The 20584-nt window shown below is 71.4% G+C and carries 21 protein-coding genes; 11 read left to right on the forward strand and 10 right to left on the reverse strand.

The features are described 5' to 3' along the window. Positions 1-73: 73 nt before the first annotated feature. Genes ACSTA4_RS02865 through ccsB form a run of 4 tightly spaced genes read left to right on the forward strand, consistent with a single transcriptional unit; the run spans position 74 to position 4288 of the window. A complete protein-coding gene (locus ACSTA4_RS02865) occupies positions 74-790 on the forward strand; it encodes a TlpA family protein disulfide reductase (RefSeq protein WP_444964082.1) in 717 nt (238 codons plus the stop codon). Further along, positions 790-1596 carry a cytochrome c biogenesis CcdA family protein gene (locus ACSTA4_RS02870; RefSeq protein WP_212641690.1) on the forward strand — a complete coding sequence of 269 codons (807 nt, stop codon included), beginning with the start codon at positions 790-792 and terminating at the stop codon, positions 1594-1596. The genes ACSTA4_RS02865 and ACSTA4_RS02870 overlap by 1 nt, the downstream gene beginning before the upstream one ends. Further along, positions 1596-3299: a cytochrome c biogenesis protein ResB gene (gene resB / locus ACSTA4_RS02875; RefSeq protein WP_444962329.1), complete on the forward strand. Its 1704-nt coding sequence runs from the start codon at positions 1596-1598 to the stop codon at positions 3297-3299. The genes ACSTA4_RS02870 and resB overlap by 1 nt, the downstream gene beginning before the upstream one ends. Further along, positions 3296-4288, forward strand: coding sequence for a c-type cytochrome biogenesis protein CcsB (gene ccsB / locus ACSTA4_RS02880; RefSeq protein WP_248773339.1), 993 nt, complete (start codon positions 3296-3298; stop codon positions 4286-4288). Before resB ends, ccsB begins: the two co-directional genes overlap by 4 nt. Positions 4289-4396: 108 nt before the next feature. On the opposite strand, the gene ACSTA4_RS02885 is transcribed toward ccsB, so the two are convergent. After that, positions 4397-5371: a LacI family DNA-binding transcriptional regulator gene (locus tag ACSTA4_RS02885; RefSeq protein WP_274976049.1), complete on the reverse strand. Its 975-nt coding sequence runs from the start codon at positions 5369-5371 to the stop codon at positions 4397-4399. A 187-nt stretch (positions 5372-5558) separates the two neighbouring features. On the opposite strand from ACSTA4_RS02885, the gene ACSTA4_RS02890 reads away from it, so the two are divergent. Further along, positions 5559-6842: a pectate lyase family protein gene (locus tag ACSTA4_RS02890; protein WP_444962330.1), complete on the forward strand. Its 1284-nt coding sequence runs from the start codon at positions 5559-5561 to the stop codon at positions 6840-6842. Between the two features lie 73 nt (positions 6843-6915). Here ACSTA4_RS02890 and ACSTA4_RS02895 read toward each other — a convergent pair whose 3' ends face one another. The 3 genes from ACSTA4_RS02895 to ACSTA4_RS02905 all read right to left on the reverse strand — a co-directional run bounded on the left by ACSTA4_RS02895 (position 6916) and on the right by ACSTA4_RS02905 (position 8542). Further along, positions 6916-7554 carry a DUF4333 domain-containing protein gene (locus ACSTA4_RS02895; protein ID WP_444962331.1) on the reverse strand — a complete coding sequence of 213 codons (639 nt, stop codon included), beginning with the start codon at positions 7552-7554 and terminating at the stop codon, positions 6916-6918. 266 nt (positions 7555-7820) lie between these two features. After that, entirely contained in the window at positions 7821-8177 is a 357-nt protein-coding gene (locus ACSTA4_RS02900; RefSeq protein ID WP_248773343.1) for a PLD nuclease N-terminal domain-containing protein, read from the reverse strand. Between the two features lie 164 nt (positions 8178-8341). Next, the gene (locus ACSTA4_RS02905) at positions 8342-8542 is read right to left on the reverse strand and encodes a BldC family transcriptional regulator (RefSeq protein WP_017535950.1); all 201 of its coding nucleotides are present in this window, start codon (positions 8540-8542) and stop codon (positions 8342-8344) included. Between the two features lie 422 nt (positions 8543-8964). On the opposite strand from ACSTA4_RS02905, the gene ACSTA4_RS02910 reads away from it, so the two are divergent. Then, positions 8965-9378, forward strand: a complete 414-nt coding sequence (locus ACSTA4_RS02910) for a DUF4229 domain-containing protein (protein ID WP_444962332.1) — start codon at positions 8965-8967, stop codon at positions 9376-9378. A gap of 142 nt (positions 9379-9520) precedes the next feature. Here the strand turns inward: ACSTA4_RS02910 and ACSTA4_RS02915 are convergent, their stop codons facing one another. Together ACSTA4_RS02915 and ACSTA4_RS02920 are read right to left on the reverse strand one after the other, a co-directional pair. Continuing rightward, on the reverse strand, positions 9521-10768 hold the full coding sequence (locus ACSTA4_RS02915; protein ID WP_444962333.1) for an MFS transporter: 1248 nt from the start codon (positions 10766-10768) through the stop codon (positions 9521-9523). Then, positions 10765-11433 (reverse strand): helix-turn-helix domain-containing protein, encoded by a 669-nt coding sequence (locus tag ACSTA4_RS02920; RefSeq protein ID WP_444962334.1) that lies wholly within the window; start codon positions 11431-11433, stop codon positions 10765-10767. Before ACSTA4_RS02920 ends, ACSTA4_RS02915 begins: the two co-directional genes overlap by 4 nt. A 151-nt stretch (positions 11434-11584) precedes the next feature. On the opposite strand from ACSTA4_RS02920, the gene ACSTA4_RS02925 reads away from it, so the two are divergent. Both ACSTA4_RS02925 and ACSTA4_RS02930 read left to right on the forward strand, forming a co-directional pair. Further along, entirely contained in the window at positions 11585-11845 is a 261-nt protein-coding gene (locus tag ACSTA4_RS02925; protein WP_444962335.1) for a hypothetical protein, read from the forward strand. Next, positions 11842-12288 carry a hypothetical protein gene (locus ACSTA4_RS02930; RefSeq protein ID WP_150249334.1) on the forward strand — a complete coding sequence of 149 codons (447 nt, stop codon included), beginning with the start codon at positions 11842-11844 and terminating at the stop codon, positions 12286-12288. Before ACSTA4_RS02925 ends, ACSTA4_RS02930 begins: the two co-directional genes overlap by 4 nt. Positions 12289-12298: 10 nt before the next feature. Here ACSTA4_RS02930 and ACSTA4_RS02935 read toward each other — a convergent pair whose 3' ends face one another. The 4 genes from ACSTA4_RS02935 to ACSTA4_RS02950 form a co-directional block, all read right to left on the reverse strand. Next, positions 12299-13567 carry a hypothetical protein gene (locus ACSTA4_RS02935; RefSeq protein WP_444962336.1) on the reverse strand — a complete coding sequence of 423 codons (1269 nt, stop codon included), beginning with the start codon at positions 13565-13567 and terminating at the stop codon, positions 12299-12301. A gap of 231 nt (positions 13568-13798) precedes the next feature. Next, complete coding sequence (locus tag ACSTA4_RS02940; protein ID WP_444962337.1) at positions 13799-15040, reverse strand: flavin-dependent oxidoreductase; 1242 nt, start codon at positions 15038-15040, stop codon at positions 13799-13801. Between the two features lie 279 nt (positions 15041-15319). After that, positions 15320-15646: an antibiotic biosynthesis monooxygenase family protein gene (locus ACSTA4_RS02945; RefSeq protein WP_013156012.1), complete on the reverse strand. Its 327-nt coding sequence runs from the start codon at positions 15644-15646 to the stop codon at positions 15320-15322. Between the two features lie 839 nt (positions 15647-16485). After that, positions 16486-16881 (reverse strand): VOC family protein, encoded by a 396-nt coding sequence (locus ACSTA4_RS02950; RefSeq protein WP_444962338.1) that lies wholly within the window; start codon positions 16879-16881, stop codon positions 16486-16488. A gap of 1003 nt (positions 16882-17884) precedes the next feature. On the opposite strand from ACSTA4_RS02950, the gene ACSTA4_RS02955 reads away from it, so the two are divergent. The 3 genes from ACSTA4_RS02955 (at position 17885) to ACSTA4_RS02965 (ending at position 20558) form a co-directional block, all read left to right on the forward strand. Further along, entirely contained in the window at positions 17885-18745 is an 861-nt protein-coding gene (locus ACSTA4_RS02955) for a winged helix-turn-helix transcriptional regulator (protein ID WP_444962339.1), read from the forward strand. Between the two features lie 75 nt (positions 18746-18820). Beyond that, complete coding sequence (locus ACSTA4_RS02960) at positions 18821-19309, forward strand: PhzA/PhzB family protein (protein ID WP_212641673.1); 489 nt, start codon at positions 18821-18823, stop codon at positions 19307-19309. Between the two features lie 73 nt (positions 19310-19382). Continuing rightward, entirely contained in the window at positions 19383-20558 is a 1176-nt protein-coding gene (locus tag ACSTA4_RS02965; RefSeq protein WP_444962340.1) for a 3-deoxy-7-phosphoheptulonate synthase, read from the forward strand. Positions 20559-20584 lie beyond the last annotated feature (26 nt).

Raw genomic sequence — 20584 nt, forward strand, 5'->3', positions numbered from 1 at the left:
GCCCTGTTCACACCCCGTTCGCGAGGTCCCCTCGATGCCCAGCACCAGCACCGGTACGCGCCGAAGCCGTACCGTGCCGCGCCTGGCGGCGGCCGGACTGGCCGCCGTACTCGCCCTGACCGGCTGCGCCGGGGGCAACGAGATCCAGGCCAGCGACGAGGAAAACCGCTTCATCTCCGGAGACGGCAGCGCCACCACCTTCGAGACCTCCGAGCGCACGGAGGCGCCCGAGGTCACCGGCACCACCCTCGACGGCGAGGAGGTCTCCCTCGGCGACTACGAGGGCGGCATCGTCGTCCTCAACGTCTGGGCGAGCTGGTGCGGCCCCTGCCGCGCCGAGCAGCCGGTCCTGGACGAGGTGCACACCGAGTACGCGGACCTGGGCGTGGACTTCCTCGGCGTGAACATCAAGGACGACGAGACGGCCGCGCGCTCCTACCAGGAGAGCATGGACGTCCCCTACCCGAGCCTGTACGACCAGCCCGGCGCGGTGCCCCAGGCCTTCCGCGACACCGTGCCCCCGCGCTCCATCCCCAGCACGCTCGTCATCGACCCCGAGGGCCGCATCGCCGCCCGCGTCATCGGCCCGACCACCTACGGCCAGCTCACCGAGCTGCTCAACCCGCTGGTGGTCGAGTTCGACTTCGGCGACCCGGAGGAGCGCCCCCGGGTCGCGGAGCAGGAGGCCGGGGAGACGGCGTCCCCGGAGGAGGCCGACCCCTCGGCCGGGCCCTCGGACGCGCCGTCCGAGGCGGACCAGGGCTCCGACGGATCGGGGGGCGAGGGCTGATGGACCCCATCGGCACCACCGTCCTCACCGGCTCCCTGCTGGCCGCGATCCCGCTGGCCCTGGCCGCCGGCCTGGTCTCCTTCCTCTCGCCCTGCGTGCTCCCGCTCGTGCCCGGCTACCTGTCCTACGTGACCGGGATGAGCGGCACCCAGGTGCGCGAGCGCACCGCCTCGCCCGCGGGGGGCGGCACCGCCACCGTCGCCGACGTCGACGCCGAACTGGCCTCCCGCCGCTGGACCATGGTCACGGGCAGCGTCCTGTTCATCGCCGGGTTCACCCTGGTGTTCGTCGCCGTCGGCGGCTTCATCGGCTGGCTCGGCGAGATCCTCATGGACTACACCGACCCCATCACACGGGTGCTCGGCGTCCTGACCGTCGTCCTGGGCCTGGCCTTCATGGGCGTCGTCCCGGGCTTCGGGCGCGAGTTCCGCTTCCACCGCCTGCCGCGCGCCGGACTGGCGGGCGCCCCGCTGCTCGGCGTCCTGTTCGGCCTGGGCTGGACCCCCTGCATCGGGCCGACCCTGGCCGCCGTGCAGACCCTCGCCTTCGTCGAGGGCGGCGCCGGACGCGGCATGCTGCTGTCCCTGGCCTACTGCGTCGGCCTCGGGCTGCCGTTCGTCCTGGCCTCCCTCCTCTACCGGCGCGCGCTGGGCACCTTCGACTGGCTCAAGCGCCGCACCCGCACGGTCACCGTGATCGGCGGGGCCATGCTCGTCCTGGTCGGCCTGGCGATGGTGACCGGCCTGTGGACACAGCTGACCATCGCCATGCAGGGCTGGGCCGCCGACTTCCAGACGGTGATCTGATGAGCACGACCGCGAACGACCGAGGGACCGGCACCGCCGCCCAGGACGGGGAGAGCGCACGACCGCGCCCCAAGGGCCTGGGCGCGGCCGGCTGGCTGCGCTGGATCTGGCGCACCCTGACCTCGATGCGCACCGCCCTGATCCTGCTGTTCCTGCTGGCGGTCGGGGCCATCCCGGGCTCGATCCTGCCGCAGAACGTGGTGAGCGTCGACGAGGTCAACGCCTACTTCCAGGAGAACCCCGAACTGGCGCCCTGGCTGGACCGGTTCTACCTCTTCGACGTGTTCTCCTCGCCCTGGTACGCGGCGATCTACCTGCTGCTGTTCGTCTCCCTGGCGGGCTGCGTGCTTCCGCGCGCGCTGACGCACGCCCGCGCGGTGCGGGCCCGCCCGGTGCGCACGCCCAAGAACCTGGGCCGGATGCCCTACGCCGCGGCGTTCACCACCGACGCCGACCCCGAGACGGTGCTGGAGCAGTCCCGCAAGGTCCTGCGGCGCTACCGGATCGAGCGCTACGGCGACTCCCTGTCCACCGAGACCGGCTACCTGCGCGAGGCCGGGAACGTCCTGTTCCACTTCGCCCTGCTCGGCCTGCTGCTGGCCCTGGCCGCCGGGTCCTTCTTCGGCTACCGCGGGAACATGCTCCTGGTGGAGGGCGACGGGTTCGCCAACACCCTGACCTCCTACGACGCCATCTACCCCGGGCACTGGACCGACACCGACTCCCTGGAACCCTTCTCCATCCACCTGGACGACTTCGAGGCCTCCTTCATCGAGGACGGCGGTCTGCGCGGACAGGCCGAGTCCTACGTCGCCGACCTCACCTACAGGGAGGCGCCCGACGCGCCGCAGGAGCGGCACCGGCTGGAGGTCAACCACCCGCTGAGCGTGTCCGGCGTGCAGGTCTACCTGCTCGGCCACGGGTACGCACCGGAGTTCGAGGTGCGCAACGCCGAGGGCGACGTGGTCTTCGACCAGGCGGTCCCCTTCCTGCACCGGGACACGGCCTCCTACACCTCCGACGGCGTGGTCAAGGTGCCCGACACCGGGGGCGAACAGCTCGGTTTCGTCGGGGTGTTCCTGCCCAGCGCGGTGGAGACGCCGGAGGGGGAGATGGTCTCCAACTTCCCGGGCGCCCAGAACCCGCGGATCACGCTGGAGGGCTACCAGGGCGACCTGGGGCTGGTCGACCCGCAGTCGGTCTACCAGCTGCGCACCGGCGGCATGGAGGAGCTGGGCAGCTCCCCCGTGATGGAGATCGGGGACACCTGGGAGCTGCCCGAGGGCGCCGGGTCGATCACCTTCTCCGGCTACAAGGAGTACGTCAGCCTCCAGATGAACCGCGACGGCGCCCGGCTGCCCGCGCTGGCCGCGGCCTCCCTGGCCGTCGCCGGGCTGATCATCACCTTGTTCGTCCGCCCGCGCCGCGTGTGGGTGCGCGCGACCCGGGGCGGGGACGGCCGCACCCGCGTGGAGCTGGCCGCCCTGGGCAAGACCGAGGCGGCCGGCAACAACGTGGAGTTCCACGAACTCACCACGGAACTCGCCGGACGGCTCCGGAGCCTGTCCGACGGGGACTCCGGCTCCGGACCGGACGGCCGTCCGGCTCCCGGTCCGGACTCCGACCCGGACCCCGCTCCGGGCTCCGACCCCCATCCGCCATCCGACCCGCCAGAGTCGACGACACAAGGGAGTGACCGGTGACGTACACACTCGCCGCACAGGTGGACGAGGTGATGACGTCAGTCAGTGACTCGTTGATCATCGCGATGATCGTCACGTACGCGGCTGCGCTGTTCCTCTTCGCCATCGAGGCCGCCTACGGACGCCGCACCAAGCTCAAGGCCGGTCGGCTCATGCCGGTCAACGCCGGTGCCGAGTCCGGCGCCGACGACGGCATCGAGGTCAACGTCCGCAGCACCGAGGTGGAGGCCAGGGCCTCCCAGAGCGTCCTGGGCAAGATCGCCCTGGGCGTGACGACGTTCGGCTTCGTGATGGGCGTCGCCCAGATCATCGCCCGCGGCCTGGCCGCCGGGCGCTGGCCCTGGGGCAACATGTTCGAGTTCGTCGTGGCCCTGTGCCTGGTCGCGGTGGGCGGCCTCCTCTTCGCCTCCTACCGGTACCAGGCGCGCTTCCTGGGCGCGTTCGTGCTGGTCCCGGTGCTCGTCCTGCTGGGCATCGGCGTCCGCTGGCTGTACGTGGACCCGGGCCCGCTCATCCCCGCCCTGCACTCGTACTGGGTGCCCATCCACGTGACCGCGACGATCATCGCGGGCGGCGCCTTCATGGTCTCCGGCGCGGCCGGCGTCACCTACCTCGTGGCGCACCGGGCCGAGGCCAAGCGCGCGCTGGGCGAGCAGGTGGCCGGTATCGCGGGCCGCCTGCCCAGCCCCGAGCTGCTGGACCGGATCTCCCACCGGTTCATCCTCTTCGCCTTCCCGCTGTGGACCTTCGGCATCATCGCCGGTTCCATCTGGGCCGACGAGGCCTGGGGCCGCTTCTGGGGCTGGGACCCCAAGGAGGTCTGGTCGTTCATCTCCTGGGTGATCTACGCGGCCTACCTGCACGCCCGGGCCACCGGCGGCTGGCGCGGGCCCAAGGCCACGTGGATCAACGTGGTGGGCTTCGCGACCATCCTGTTCAACTTCTTCGCGGTGAACTACATGTTCAGCGGTCTGCACTCCTACGCCTGATCCCGGTCCGCGAACGGGGCTCCGCCACGGCGGGGCCCCGTTTCTTTGGGGCTCCGCTCCGCTTCGCCCCGGGGTCCTGTGTGCTTGGGGGCTCCGCGTTCCCCGTGTTCAGGCGGGCGGGGCGGCGGTGGACCCGCGCACGACCAGGCGGGTGTCCAGGGTGACGGTGCCGGGGGAGTCCTCGCTGCTGATGCGGTGCAGCAGCAGGTCGATGGCGGCGCGCCCGGCCGCGGCGGTGGGCATGTCCACACTGGTCAGGTCGCAGTGCCGGGCGGTGTGGGTATTGTCGACGCCGACGACGCTGAGGTCGCCGGGCACGGACGCGCCCAGGTCCCGCAGCTTCTGGACCAGGCCGAGGGCGACCAGGTCGTTGTAGGCCAGGACGGCGGTGGCGCCGAGGTCCAGCACCTGCCGGGCGGCGGCCGCGCCGCCCTCCTCGGTGGGCTGGTTGGGGCCCACACCGTGTAGGACGAGGCCGCGGCGCAGGGCGGCCTCCTCCGCCGCGCGCTCCAGGCGCTGGTTGGTCCACGACGCGCGCGGACCGGTGAGCAGGGCGATCTCGCGGTGGCCGAGGGTGGCGAGGTGGTCCACGGCCTGCTCGGCGCCCGAGGCCACGTCCATGAGGACGGCGGGCAGCCCGGCGGGCTGGCGGTTGACCACGACGAAGGGCACGTCGGCGCTGAGTTCGGCGATCAGGCGGTTGCTCAGGCGCGGCGCGACCAGGAGCGCGCCGTCCACCTGAGTGGCCATGGAGCGGATCAGCTCCTCCTCCACGCGGGCCTGCTCGTCGGTGTCGGCGACGAACACGTGGTGGTCGCTGCGGCGGGCGTGGGCCTGCGCGGCCTTGATCAGGGGCGGGAAGAAGGGGTTGGCGATGTCGGCGACGATCAGCCCCAGGTTGCCGGTGCGGCGGGTGGACAGGGCGCGCGCGGCGCGGTTGGGCCGGTAGCCCAGGGCGCTGGCGGCGGCGAGCACCCGTGTCCGGGTGTCGGCGTTGACCAGGTGCGCGGCGGAGAAGGTCCGGGAGACGGTGGAGACGTGCACCCCGCTCGCCAGGGCGACGTCCTTGATGGTCACGGCCACCCGTGGCCTCCTTCGATGGGGAACGGTTCCGAGGTTACTGGCAACCGGTTGTGGTTGACCAGTGCGTGCTTTCAGGCCCGGTGCCTGGTTTTCCGGGGTTTTCCCGGGTGGGAGGGGTTGACGCCGGTCCGACTCCTGGGAGATGTTCATGCAACCGTTTGCAGTTTCCCCCCTGAGGAGCAGAACCATGCGCAGGCTCGTACTCCCTCTGAGCGCGGTGTTGGTGATGACCGCCGTCGCGCCCGTCCAGGCGGCACCCGACCTGGGCAGGCAGGTCCTGCCCGAGGGCGACGGCTGGGCCTCGGCCGGAGGCGGGACGACGGGGGGCGCGGACGCCTCCCCGGAGAACGTCTTCCGCGTCTCCACGGCGCAGGAGTTCCGCGAGGCGGTGAGCGGCGACGAGCCCAAGATCGTCTACGTCGAGGGCCTCGTCAACGCGAACACGGCGCCGGACGGCACGCCCCTGTCGTGCGGGGACTACGCCGTGGACGGCTACACGCTGGAGGACTACCTGGCCGCCTACGACCCCGAGGTGTGGGGCTGGCAGGACCCCAGCGGCCCGCTGGAGGAGGCCCGCGAGGCCTCGTCCGCCGCCCAGGCGGAGCGCGTCCGGGTGGAGGTCGGCTCCAACACGACCATTGTGGGCGCCGGGGACGGCGCCGAGATCACCGGGATGAGCATCCGGGTGATCGGCGCGCGCAACGTCATCCTGCGCAACCTCACCCTGTCCGACACGCACGACTGCTTCCCGGGCTGGGACCCCGGCGACGGCGGCGAGGGCAACTGGAACTCCGAGTACGACCACCTGGAGGTCTCCGGCTCCACGAACGTGTGGATCGACCACAACACGTTCGACGACGGCGACAACCCGGGCTCGGAGCTGCCGGAGTACTTCGGGCGCCGGTACGAGGTGCACGACGGCCTGCTCGACATCGTGCGCGCCAGCGACCTGGTGACGGTGTCCTACAACCACTTCGACAGCCGGGACAAGGCCATCCTCGTGGGCAACAGCGACGGCCGCACCACCGACCGCGGGTACCTGCGCACCACCTGGCACCACAACCACTTCGACAGCCTGGGCCAGCGCGCGCCCCGCGTGCGCTACGGGCAGGTGCACGTCTACAACAACCACTACACAGTGGCCACGGACCTGTACCAGTACAGCCTGGGCGTGGGCTTCGAGTCGCACCTGTACGCGGAGAACAACCTGTTCGACCTGCACGACGGCATCGCGGCCGGGGAGATCGTCGGCAACTGGGGCGGCACCGACATCGTGGAGCACGGGAACGCGGTGATGGAGGACGGCCGCGGGCGCGTCACGGAGGTGGACCTGGTGCGGGAGCACAACGACGCCTACCCCGACCAGGCGCTGGGCACCGATCTGACCTGGGTGCCGCAGTTCTCCACGCGGGTGGAGCCGGTGCACGCGGTCCGCGGCGTGCCGCGCGAGGCGGGCGCCGGGGTCCTCTGATTTCGGCGCTCCCGGCGTGGTCGCGTACCCCGGGAGCCGGGCCCGCCCGGCCCCGTCCGGGCGGGCCCTGCGGTTACAGGGGCTGGTCGTCGACCTCGATGTCCCACTGGACGTCGTCGCCGTCGACCGAGGTGGTCGTGATGGTCACGCCGTAGTTCATCCCCCCGTCCACGAGGTTGCAGCGGATCTCGGCGCCCACCTCCGCGGGGAGGCCCTGGGGGCAGGAGAAGTCCTCGGGGGCCCGGCCGACCACCGCCTCCAACTGCGTTGCCGACTGCTGGGCGACCTGCTCGGCGGGGACGACACCGTCGCTCGCGGCGGTGGTGCCGCCCCCGCCGGTGTCCTCGCCCGCGTCGTCCCCGGCGGCGTGCTCGGCGACCTGGGCGTCGTCGACCTCGACGTCCCACTGGACGTCGTCGCCGTCGACCGAGGTGGTCGTGACGGTCACTCCGAGGGTCTGGCCGTCGGCGGTGAGCTCACAGCGGATCTCGGCGCCCACCTCCGCGGGGAGGTCCTCGGGGCAGGTGAAGCCGTCGGGGGTCTGACCCACCTCCTCGGCCAGCATCTCGCTCGACCGCTCGGCGACCTGTTCGGCGCTGACCGCGTCGGGGCCGCCGATGCTGAACTCGAACGAACAGCCGGTGGACAGGAGCAGGGAAACCGCTCCCAACGCCGCTCCGGTGATGACTCGACGGTGTCCGGCCTGCCGCATCGCGATCTCCTCAGTGTTCGGCGGTGTGCACGGGTGTGGACGCCGAACGCGAAGAGCGGGTTCCGGAGCCGATGGCTCCGATGCGTGGATGTGACATCGTGTCCGGTCCGTCCGCGCGGTGCTGCGCCGGGGAACCGACCGGGCGACCCGGACGTGCTCGCCCCGGGGCGGGGGAACGGCAAGGGTGGAACACAGTGGTGGGGGCCGCGTCCTGTCGGGCGGCCCCCACCGTCGTCGTGTACCGGTCCGGGTCGGTCGTGTCCGGGTCAGTCCTCCGGATCGATCCGCCGGTTGAGTCGTCGCAGGAACTCGGGGTCGTCGTCCGGTCCGAGCGGGTGCGGGCTGCCCGAGGGCTTGGTGAAGTCGGACGGGTCGAGGTCGTCGGCCGAGGCCGTGGCCTGTGTCGGGGAGGGCGCGCTCCCGCGGGGTGCGGCCGCCTGGCGCGGGCGGCCGAGGAGGAGCCACAGGATGGCGCCGACGGGCACGAACAGCACGATGACGAACACCCACAGCACCTTCGGCAGAGTGCGCACCTCAGAGGAAGGGGTGGTGAGCGCGTCGAAGAACGCGTACACCCACAGAACGATCGATACGAGCGTGATCAGGCCACCAAGCCACACCATGGTTCCAGCCTAACTCTTGCAGTCGACTCCTCACGGTCGGGACACCGGGCCGGAGGGCAGGGGGGAGTCCGCGGGCGGCTGACCGGCCGACGGGGCGGCCGGAGGGCCCGGCGGCTCCTGGAGCTCTGGCTCCCGCCGGATGGGCTGTCTCGGGGCACTCGGCCTCAGGGCGTGCTCTCGCTCGGCTCCCCGAGCAGGAGGGCGCGCACCTCCGACTCGCGGAAGCGGCGGTGCCCTCCCGGAGTCCGGATGCTGCTGATCCGCCCGGAGGCGGCCCAGCGCGTGACGGTCTTGGGATCAACCCGGAAGAGTGAGGCCACTTCCCCGGGGGTCAACAGGCGTTCGCTTGCTCGTTCCACCTTCACATTCCCCCAATCGTGCCCGCCTCGGACTGTGGGGGCGGCGGGCGTTTGATCCCCTAGTGTGCACGAGTTGGACCGTTTCCTCCCTAGTTTTCGGAGAAATTGCGGTGTTGGGGGGAGGAGTACCGGATATGTGACCGGAACGTGATGTTCGGGCCCTGCTGTCGGGATTGGAAACATCCCATGACTATGCGAATCGTGTTCGCCTATGTCCCGTTCCCCTGTGCCGCAGGCGACACACCGACCCGATGCCCGTCGCAGCGGGCACGCCCTTAACCTGGAGATAAGGACCTGTGGAAGGCCGTCGGCCCGACCCGTGCCGGGTGTGGGAACGTCCGGACACGGGTGTTGACCGGGCGTTCCGCGCCGCCGATGGGCGTAGCGACCAATCTAGTCCAGGTAATCGTCTGTTGTGAGGCTTTTGGATGCGTAGCTTGCTGACCTATACCGCCGCCCGCCTGGGGCTGTTCGCGGCGGCCTTCGGAGTGGTCTACCTTTTCGGCGCCCGTGCGTGGATCGCCCTCATCCTGGCCTGGCTGGTCAGTGGACTCGCCTCCTATGTCCTGCTGTCCGGGATGCGCGACAGGATCTCCGCGAGCGCGGTGGAGCGGATGGAGCGCCGCAGGGCGGACAGCGTGTCCGCGCGCCTGTCGGCAGCCTCCGCCCGCGAGGACGAGTTCCAGGAGGCGCCGGTCCAGGAGACGCCGGGCCAGGAGGCGCCGGAGCAGCAGGCGGACCACGGGGAGGCCCCGGGCGGGACGGACGCCGGAGCCGAGGCGGACAAGGCCGGGGAGGGCGCGAGGAACGAGGACGCGCCGACCGCGGCCAGGGAGTCCTGACCGGGCGCCTCGCTCCCGCGCACTTCAGCCGGGCGCGGCCGGTGCCGCCCCGGCGCGCCACGGCCGGGGGCCGGATCCCGCGCTCCCGCCCACCTCAGCCCGTGCCCGCGTGCGTGTGCCTCAGCCGGGGTCGGCCGGTGCCTCAGCCCGTGCCCGCACCGTCCGCTGACCGGCCCGCCTCCGTCCCGCGCCTGTCCAGGCCCTCGGCCGCGCGGCCCACGAGCGGCGGCAGGACCGCGGCCAGGTAGAGGGCCGCGCACGCCAGCAGCACCGGCGCCGCTCCGAGCAGTCCGGCAGCCGCGCCCGCCACGGGCGCGCCCAGCGGCGCCGCCATCCGGGTCAGCGCGCCGATCGTCGCCGTCCCCCGCCCCACGGCGCGGCGGGGCAGGCGCTCGAACAGCACCGCGCCCAGGATCGGGTTGAGCACCCCGCCCGCGAGCCCGCACAGGCCCCACACCGCCAGGACCGCCCACAGCGGCACGTCCAGCGCCAGCACGACCAGCCGGGGCGGCCCTGCCAGCACCAGCCCCGCGAAGAACACCGCCCGCCGGGGCAGCAGGTGCCCGACAGCCGTGGCCGCGAGCGAGCCCACCACCGAGGCCGCGCCCATCACGCCGCCCAGGAGGCCGACCACCGCGGGGCCCATGCCGTTGCCGCCCACCCACACCGGCAGCAGGACCGAGGCCACGGACATGTCGATCATGTTGGTCACCGCGAGCACGACCACCAGGACGCGCAGGGTGGCGTCGCCCCAGACCGCCCGCCAGCCGGTACGCAGCCTGGCCAGGTAGCCCGCGTCCGCCTCCGGGTCCTCGCCCGGGCCGGGGCGCTCCCCGGGCTGGGTGGCGGCCAGCACCACCGCCGCCGCGGCGAGCAGCGCGGCGTTCGCGTACAGGGCCGGGAGCGTGCCGATGAGGGACACCAGCCCGCCCGCGGCCACCGGGCCGACGGTCATGGACAGCCGCTCCACGGTTCCGGTGAGCCCGGTGACCCGTTCGAGGCGCGTCCCCGTGCGTTCGGCGACGGCAGGGGCCATGGAGACCTTGGCGGCCTCGGCGGGGCCGGTGGCCAGGCCGATCACGGTCACCAGCGCCAGGAGCACGGGGAAGGACAGCAGCCCCGCCGTGTGCAGCAGCGGGACGCAGACCACCGCCGCCGCGGCGACGAGGTCGGCGCGCACGCTCACCGCGCGCTGGCCCATCCGGTCCAGCAACGGGCCGCCCAGCAGCCGGGCCAGGGTGTAGGAGCCGATCTCGAAGAAGGCCACCGCCCCCATGGACGCCGGGCTGCCGGTGGTCTCCAGGACGAACCAGGGGATGGCGATCATCGCCAGCCGCGTGGCGGTGTAGCACAGGGCCTCGGCGGCGACCAGTCCGCCGACGCTCCTCACGCCCCCGTCTCCGTCGCCCCGTCGTCCCCCTCGCCGTCCTCCGTGCCCGGTCCCCGGTCCTCGGGATCGGGGAAGGCGGCGAACTGGACGTGCACCGGTCGGCTGCCGGGGGCGCCGGTCTCGCGCGCGTAGCGGTCGAAGAGCGCACGGACCTCCTCCCGGAAGGCGGTGAGCTCCTCCAGCGTCAGCTCCGTGCGCCGCCCGGACATGACCTGGGCCTCGCGCCAGCCCTCGGGCTGGGCCGCCCACAGGTTGACGGCCGAGGCCAGTTCCTCGCTCCAACTGGCGGCCAGGGCCATGCGCACGGCGGTGCTCAGCTCGGGCTCTTCGGTGTCCAGGTGCTCGGGGAAGCGGAATCCCCTGTGCCGGGAGCGCCACCAGCGCTCCCGCGAGGTGCCCAGGGAGGGGTCCTCCTCGATGAACCCGTGCGCCTCCAGCTGCCGCAGGTGGTAGCTGGCCGAGGCGGAGGAGACGTCCAGCCACTCCGAGACGGTCTTGCCGGTGGCGGGTCCCCGCTGCTGGAGGAGGTTGAGGACGCGGATGCGCAGGGGGTGGGCCAGTCCGCGCAGGGAACGGGCGTCGAGGGTCGCCGCGTGGGCGAAGGGGTCAGAGGCGCGGTCCGGGCCCGGGGGGATCTCGCTGTCGCGGGGGGCGGAGTGGTTCATGCGGTCACTGTAGACGCCCAAGGGTTCTTGGCCAAGGAGTGTTGGCCAAGAACCCTTGGGAGTGATTCCGGCGATCCGGAACCTCTGGCCCCACGGGTCATATATCTAGTTTCCTAGGCGCTTGAGTAGCAACCGGCCTAGCTTTAGACTCATGGTCAACAAGCGGATGAAGGCGCGGGTCCTGCTCGCCCTGGTGCGCCGAATGGCGCGCAAGAACGGCCTGCGTGTCGAAGAACTGCACTGGCGAGGAAAGGGGTCCCACCAGCACTACGTCGTCGTCAGCGCTGAGGGGGAGGAAGTGGGTTACTTCGGCCTAACGGACCACCCCAAAGAGCTGAGCTGGACTGTGTTGAAAGGTGTCGAGGACAGCCTGAAGCACCTGTTCGGAGAGAAGTGGATGGAAAAGTCATGACTGATTACACCGTGACCGTCATCCGAGACGACGACCTCTGGGCCGTCACCATCGACGGTCTGCCGAAGAACGTCGCGGGAGTAGCCGACTACCTGCACTTTTCCGAGATCAAGGACGAGGTGCCGGAGTTCATCGCCGACCTGACGAGGTCGGCGCCGGAGGACTTCACGATCACCTGGCGTTACGAGTTCGGCGGCGAGGACGTGACCGAGGACGTCATCCAGTACCTCGTGGCGGAGGAGGAGTTCCGGCGGTCCCAAGCCGAGCGCGACCGGGCCCGCGCCCGGGTCCTGGAGACCATGCGGAGGGAGGGCGTCACCCAGCGGGCCATGGCCGACGTCGTGGACCTCTCCCACCAGCGCGTCCACCAACTGCTCAAGGGAGTGGACACGCCGGTGCCCGGCGGGCGTCGGGGGCGCCGCAGGGACGCCCCCGTTTCCTGAGGCCCCCGGTTCAGGAGAGCGGGAACATCCCCAGCCGGGCGTGGTACTCGTCGGCGAGGCGATCGGTGTCGCTGCCCACGTACAACCCGTCGGAGGTGGCCAGCATCGCCTCCACGCCGTGGCCGCGCGCCCGGCCGGGGTTCCACGGCAGGGCCTTGCCGGACTCGGGGTCCACGGCCGCGATGCCCTCGCGCGCCACCGAGCCGGGCCCCGGGTTGAGCGCGCCCTCGGGGTTGTCCATCCAGCGCTGGTGACCGCCCACGTACACCGCCGCCGACGTGATCTCCACCGAGTACAGCGAGTCGCCGCCGGTCTTGTTGCTCCAGGTGGGCTCCGAGCCCGGGGTGTCGGTGTTCTCGAAGCGCGCGACGGACTTGCACAGGCCCGGCCTGACGTAGGGGCCGCCCGCCGTCACCACCGCGAAGTAGGAGCCGTCCGGGGAGAAGGCCATCCGCCGCATGTAGGTGTGCAGCTCCTCGTAGTCGCAGGCCGCCTCGTACGCGGACGTGGACCACGGGGTGACCGAGCCGCTCGCGGTGTCCAACATGGCGATCTGGTGCCGCTCGTGGCCGTCGATCCTGGTGAAGGAGCCGTTGACGAGCAGCCGCCGCCCGTCCGGGCTCAGCGCCAGCTCCTGGACCTTCAGCACGCCCTGGCGCGCGTCGGACACGTCGGGCGTGAAGCCGGTGTCCACCTCGCCGGACCCGGAGTCGAGGCGGACCAGCGTGGGCTGGTCCACACCGTTCACCCCCGAGAAGCTGCCGCCCACGTACAGGTGCTCGCCGTCGCCGGCGATGCGCTGGACGCGGCCCCCGTCGACGGAGGCGTCGAACTCCGGCACCCGGTCGCCGTCATCCGCCGACAGCCGGGCCAGCCCGTCGGCGGGCTGGCCGTCCACCGAGCCGAAGTCCCCGCCCGCGATCACCGTCCCGTCCGGTCCGGGGGCCAGCGTGGTGACGGTGCCGTCCACCTCCGGTTCGAACCCGTGGAGGATCCGCCCGGTGCCGTGCTCGAACGCGAACAGGTGGGGCAGGTCGTGGGCGCGGCCCCCCTCGGTCTGGCTGACCTGTGTGAAGTTTCCGGCGACGAGGATGGCGTCGCCGACGCGCAGGATGTCCTTGACCGCGCCGTCCAGGACGTGCGGCGTCCACTGCACGGGCTGTTCGCTGACCACGCGCGCGTGGTCGGCCTCTGCGGCGGGCGAGGCGGTCGCGACCCCGGCGGGGAGTAGGAGCAGCGTGCCCATCGTCAGGGCGAGCAGCGGTCGGCTGGGTTTCACGGAAGGACTCTCCCTCGGTCGTGCGGGTCCATGCGTGCGGGCCGACCGGAGGAGCCGGTCGGTGGGTGTCCGCACCCTCTCAGAGGGTCGCATAAAAACTACGGAGAGTGACACACGACGAGCGCGGTTCCGGACCGGCGGGGCCGGTGGGACAGGCGGGGCCGCCGGACGGCGAGGGGCCCGGCCGTGGTGCTCGCACGGCCGGGCCCTACGGCCCTACGGAGCCCGGGCTCAGCGGGCGCGGGCGCCCGAGGTGTCCAGGCCTCCGTTGTCCGTCGGCCGCTCGACCGCGACACGGTAGTCGTCGGTGACCGTCTCCAGCAGGGTGCTCTTCTCCCGGTCCGTCCGCCCCGCCATCGAGCGCTCCGAACGGTCCATCCTGCGGTTGGCCCGGACGATCTCGTTGGTCGCGGGGAGCCGCACGTCCTCGTACCGCCGCAGCGCCGCCTCCACGTCGCCACCGGCCCCCAACTCGGCGGCGAGGGCCGCGGCGTCGAGGACGGCCTGGGACGCGCCGTTGGCCCCGATCGGGTACATCAGGTGGGCCGCGTCCCCGAGCAGGGTCGTGCGGCCCTCGCCCCAGTGCTCCAGCGGGTCCCGGTCCACCATGGGGTACTGGAGGATCCGCTCGCTGCGGGCGAGCACGCCGGGCACGTCGAGCCAGCCGAAGTCCCAGTGCGCGTAGTGCGGGACGAGTTCCTCGACGCGCCCGTGGTCGTCCCAGTCCGCCTCGACGGAGAGGCCGGGGGAGGGCACCAGGCACACCCAGTTGAGCAGGGCGCGGCCGCGCGCCGCGTGGCGGGCCGAGATCGGATAGGCGACGAGTCTGGCCGAGTGCTCGTCGTTGGCGACGATCATGGTGCGCCCGTCCAGGAAGCCGTCCAGCTCGGTCAGGCCCCGCCACATGTGGACGCCTCCGCCGGACAGGGCGGTGCGGTCGGGGTGGAGCTGCGCGCGGACGCGCGAGTGCAGCCCGTCCGCGCCGACCAGCGCCGCCCCCGTGACCTCCGCGGCTCCGCCGGACTGGTCTCGGGCCAGGGCGCGCACGCCCGTCGCGGTCTGCTCGAAGGACTCCAGGCGAAGGCCGGTGCGGACCGCGCCGGGGCCCAGGCGCTCGCGGACGGCCTCCAGCAGGAGCAGTTGGAGTTCGCCGCGGTGGATCGAGTACTGCGGGTGCTCGTTGCCCGCCGCCACGCCGCGGGGTTCGTTCCAGAGGGTGGTGCCCCTGTGGTCGAGGTAGAGGTGCTCCCTGGTGGGGATGCCCGTCGCGGCGAGCGCGTCGCCGAGGCCGAGGGCGGTCAGCTCGGCGATCGCCGCGGGCTGGACGTTGATGCCGACCCCGAGCGGCCGGATCTCCTCGGCGGTTTCCAGAACGGTGGCGCTGATTCCGTGGGAGTGCAGGGCGAGGGCTGTGGCCAGCCCTCCGATCCCAGCGCCGACGATCACGATGTCGGCGCCATCGGCTGAGGTCATGGCGGCCCTCCGTGCTTCCTGCGACCCGGTGGTCGCGTTGTCTGCGGGCACGCGCGCGCCCGTCGGGTGGTGCGGTCGATGGGCCCGGGGTCCCGGTGCACCAGAGGTGCTATCACGGCGGTGGCCGATCACCCAAGGAGTCAGCCGGGCGCCCGCACACGAGACGGGCGGAGGCCCGGGCGGACGGTGCGCCGACTTCCCGGTCGCGCACGTGTCCGGCTCCGGACCCCCGCCCGCTCGTGCAAGGGAGGATGAGGAGGAAGGACCTGTGATCCTTTGTCAGGCGTGGTGGGTCGAGACCACCGAGTACACGCCGGGCGCGGGGGTGGCCAGTGCCGCGGCCTTCTTGCCGTAGGCCTGGGCCTCGGGGTCGGCCATGGTGGCCTGGATGTCCGCCGGGCTGTTCCACTGGGCCAGGTTGATGACCTTGGTCCCGTCCAGGCTGGCCAGGATGTTCACCGACACGAACCCGGGACGGTTCTTCATGACCTTCTCGGTGCCCTCGTTGAGGACGTCGACGAGCTGCTGCTGCTTCTCCTTCTCCACCTCGAAGACGTTGACGAGGACGGCGAGGCCGTCGTTTGCGCGAATAACGGTTTCACTCATGAAACGGAGGCTAGCAGAACGGGTATGCGGAAACAAAGGTGGTTCCAGGGATTTTTGGGAGAATTTGAAAGCGCTTTTTTATACGCCAAATAAACAGGCGTCCCCGGTCGGAACGGCAGCGCTCTTCAATGTGTGCTGCCCGGGTGTGCGCCTGTTATTCTTGCGCGGTTCAACTTCCGGTTGTCGGCGTGGGGGCGACTGGCCCGTTCGCTTTGGCCGTCACCCGGAGGGAAGCACGTCCGAGCTTCTGTCGGACATTCACCCCGGGCGGGGCGCGGCCCCGTGTTTCGGTGAACCGGTTCCGTGGCTCCGATCCTTGGTCTGGTGCGGCGTCCGAATCTTTCCGACTGGCGTCCTCTCCGCTTCCGGTCCCCCTCCCGCGTGGTCTTCGGCGGCGCCCCTCCCCGGGGCCCCTACTTCTCTCGGACGGTGCTTCCGCCGGTGAACTTCCTGGTGGTAGCGGTTGCGACATCACCGGAGGGCGGGCGCGGCGCTCACCGGCCTCCGCGGGCCGACCCCCGTCCGCCCGGCCGGGAGCGGCGCCGCCCCCGGCCCCCGCCGTCGTTCCGGCAGGTGGGTTAAAAGGATTCGACGCGCCGACCAGGTCCTTTCGGTGGAATGGCGGGCAACGGCCGCGGGGAATCAACCGGATGCGCTTCGAGTTTCCTTCGAACGCCCCCCGGTGAGTCCCGGCCGTGCAACTGGGGATAATGCCCGGTTGTCCTTGTGCCCGCCGATTTACGCTTCGTTCCCCTCCTTTCTGGTGGGGTGCGGGGACAGGGGTTTGGTTTACCTGGACGGATGGTTCGCGAACCCCTGTCGGCGGGTGCTCCCCAAGGTCACCTTCCGCCTTCGATGAGGCCGTAGACGTTGCCGTCCCAACCGGATACCTGGGCCCACCGGTTCCCCTTTCTCCACGCGGTGTCCTGCGGCTCCGTCAGAATTTCGATTCCCCGACCGCGCAGGTTCTCGCACACGGCGTCGAGGTCGTCGCAGTTGAACCACCCCTGGGCCATGCGGCCGACCCGCGACCTCATCTCCTCCAGGAGCCCGTGGTCGACCTGGGCGAGCGCCACGCTGGTCTGCGACCCGGGAAGGTGCACCTCCACCCAGCGCTGTCCGCCCTGGTGGACGGTGTCGACCTCCAGCCGGAAACCGAGCGCCTCCGTCAGGAAGTCCAGGGTCCTCTGCTGGTCGCTGGTGTAGAGCACGGAGAGCCGGGGGTGGGTGAGCATGGGCTTCCTCTCGGGGCCGACGGGGCGGCTGCGTCCGCAGCCGGAGGAACCGTAGTGCAGGCGGACGGAGGACTCACGCGACGGCCGCACACCGCCGCGCGCCCCTCCACCGGCCCCGTGCCTCCCCGCTCCCGCCGGGGAGGCCGACCGGCGGTCCGGGGCGCGCCCGCGCCCCGCTCCGCGCGGATTCCGCCCCTCCGACCGCGCCCCCGCGACGGTCATGAACCCACTCCTCTCCCCACCCGGTCCGCTGACGCCCTTCACCTCCATGACGGACGGCGGGGGGAGAAGGTGACCGGGGGCGGGGGAGAGGGTGACCGGTCGCCCGCAGGCGACCGGCCGCGCGGGGCGCCGCCGTTCCGCGGCCCCGCCCGAAGGGAACGGGGTCCGCGGAAGTACGCCATTTCCGTGGAGTCGCGCCGTGTCACGAACGGTCACGCGGAGCGTTCATGCGGAGAAAAAGCAACAAGCCGAACGTGTTTCTCGGTTTGTCCGCGCGGCCCGTGCCCGTGCACGCGTTCCTGCCCGTGCTTGACGCCGTCGCCCCAGTTCACAAGGGCTCGGACACATTCCCTCCCGCCGTCGCCGGAAGATGGGAAGGTATCCGGTTTCCCCGTCCCAGCCGCGCTCAGGCCGCTTTCACCTGGGGCTTTCCGGGCCGCCCGCCCCGGCCCCGTGTTTTCGCCGCTGTCCGCTTGCGGACAGCTTCGCTCTGGCGCTGCTGCGGGTCTCAATCTAGTCTGAAACCGGTTGCGATCCCCTCTGGAGAGTCCACCCTGCTCGCATGCCCTTCACGAAGGGAAATTTCACTGTGCCTGCCCAAACCATGCCATCCGCCCCTGGACTGGGGGAGGGTCAGAGAAATGACGGGGACCTGCTCCCCGATGTGGCTGACATACTCAGGGATCTGCCCCAGGGAATTGTTCCGATCGCGGACCTCGCCCCTTCCATTTCCCCGCGCGAGAAGATGGAGGACCCGGCCCACGCCCGTGTGATCGCGGAAATGGGAAGCGGCGTCGAACCCATCCTCGTCCACCGCCGCACCATGCGCGTGATCGACGGAGTGCACCGTATCCGTGCCGCGCGGATGAGGGGGAGGACCGAGATCAGGGCCCGCTTCTTCGACGGCAGTGACGAGGACGCCTTCGTCCTCGCGGTGCAGCTCAACGTGGGGCACGGGCTTCCGCTGACCCTGAGCGAACGCAGGACCTCCGCCCAGCGCATCGTCCTGTCCCATCCGCACTGGTCCGACCGGGCCATCGCGAGGAGGGCCGGGCTGAACGCCAAGACGGTGGCCAGGCTCCGCCGGGAGGCGGGCGAGGGGGGCTCCGCCGCGGAGAGCAGGGTGGGCATGGACGGAAGGGCCAGGCCGCTCAGCAGCGTCGAGGGCCGGCGCAGCGCCGCGGCCATCCTCGCCGAGAACCCCGAGATCTCGCTGCGTGAGGTGTCCAGGAAGAGCGGCCTGTCGGTGGGCACGGTCCGGGACGTCCGCAAGCGCGTCGACCAGGGACAGGACCCCATCCCGGAGCGTTTCCGCCGCAGCGGCGGTGAGCACGCCCCCGTGTCGGTCGCGGTCCGCGAGCCGGACCGCAGGCCCCGGGTCACCGAGTCCACGGCGGTGGGCGAGACCGCAGCGGCCGTCCGCAAGCTCGCCCGGGACCCCTCCCTGCGTGCCACCGAAGCCGGTCGGACCCTGCTGCGCATGCTGACGATCACCGAGGTCGGACGCTCGCAGTGGGACGAGATCATCAGGACGATCCCCGAGCACTGGCTGCCCCTCGTCCGCGCCGTCGTCCTCCAGCGCTCCCAGGAGCTGCGGGAGCTCGCCTACCTGGTACCCGGCGAGGACGCGGACTCGGACTGAGGCCCGCCCGGAGTCCCCCGGAATTTCCCGTAGGAAAGTATTCAACACAGAAAATGAAAGGCCAGGTCGTTTGCCATGCCCGAAAACTTTGAGTTTCCTGCCGACGGTGACGAGGCCGCGATCCGGAAGCACAACCGTGACGTGGTGGAAACATACATGAACACGAGGGGACAGGACCGGCTGAAGCGTCACCTCCTCTTCACCGAAGAAGGTGTGGGAGGGCTCTGGACCAATGACACCGGAGAGCCTATCGTCATCCGTGGCCGGAATCGCCTCGCCGAACACGCGGTCTGGTCGCTGAAATGCTTCCCCGACTGGGTATGGACCAATATCCAGATCTTCGAGACGCAGGACCCCGACTTCTTCTGGGTGGAATGCGACGGAGAGGGAGCCATCCGTTTCGAGGGTTACCCCGAGGGTCACTACACGAACCACTTCCTGCACTCCTTCCGTTTCGAGGAGGGGAAGATCGCGCAGCAGAGGGAGTTCATGAACCCCTTCGACCAGCTGCGGGCCCTGGGTATCCCCGTTCCCACGATCAGGCGTGAGGGAATCCCGACCTGACCCCGAGGGCCGGTTCGGATTCCGCTCGGGCTGTCGATTCCGGCACGCACACAGAACCGATCAATGGAGACGCGTGGACAACGTGATGCCCGACATCAAGACCAGAACCGCCCTGCAACAGCCCGAATGGAGCGACACCTCCCAGGTCCGGAGGGTGGCCGACGTGCTGTCCTCCCGGCCCGCCCTCGTCAGGACGGAGGACGTGCTGGCCCTGCGCTCGCTCCTGGCCGACGTGGCCCTCGGCCGGTCCCTGGTCGTCCAGGCCGGGGACTGCGCCGAGGACCCGGAGGAGTCCAGCGCGAGGCACGTCAGCAGCAAGGCCGCGATGCTCGACATGCTGGCCGGAGCCCTCAGGATGATCACCCACAAGCCCGTCCTGCGGGCGGGCCGCATCGGCGGCCAGTTCGCCAAACCCCGCTCCAGCCCCACGGAGGAGGTCGGCGAACTGGTGCTGCCGGTGTTCCGCGGCCACCTGGTCAACGGTCCCGAGCCGACGCCCGAGAGCAGGAAGGCCGACCCGCTGCGCCTGCTCACCGGTTACATGGCCGCGGGCGACGTGATGGAGCACCTCGGCTGGCGCGGATCGTTCACCCGGCCCGCCGGGGACCCGCCGGTGTGGACGAGCCACGAGGCACTGGTCCTGGACTACGAGGTGCCGATGCTCCGGCAGACCGCCAAGGCGGACAGGCCGGTGCTCGGTTCCACCCACTGGCCCTGGATCGGTGAGCGCACCCGCCAGATCGAGGGAGCGCACGTCGCCCTGCTGGCCGAGGTCGCCAACCCGGTGGCCTGCAAGGTCGGACCGGCCATGGCCGAGGACGAGCTGCTCGCCCTCTGCGAGCGGCTGGACCCCCGGCGCGAGCCGGGCCGCCTGACGCTGATCGCCCGGATGGGGGCCGACCGGGTCGCCGACCGGCTGCCGCCGCTCGTCGAGGCCGTGGCCGAGGCGGGCCACCCCGTGATCTGGCTGTGCGACCCCATGCACGGCAACACGGTCCGGACCCCGGAGGGCCACAAGACCCGGGTCGTGGAGGACCTCAGGAGAGAGGTCCGCGGCTTCGTCGGCGCGGTCGAGTCCGCGGGGGGAGTCCCCGGCGGCCTGCACCTGGAGACCACCCCCGACGACGTGACCGAGTGCGTGACCGACACGAGCGGGTTCCCGCGGGTCGGCGAGCGCTACACGACCTTCTGCGACCCCCGCCTCACCCTCTGGCAGGCGGTCTCGGTGATCTCCGCCTGGAGCGACTGACCCGTAGGAACCGATCGGAAAGGACG

This window comes from Nocardiopsis sp. M1B1, assembly GCF_052466615.1.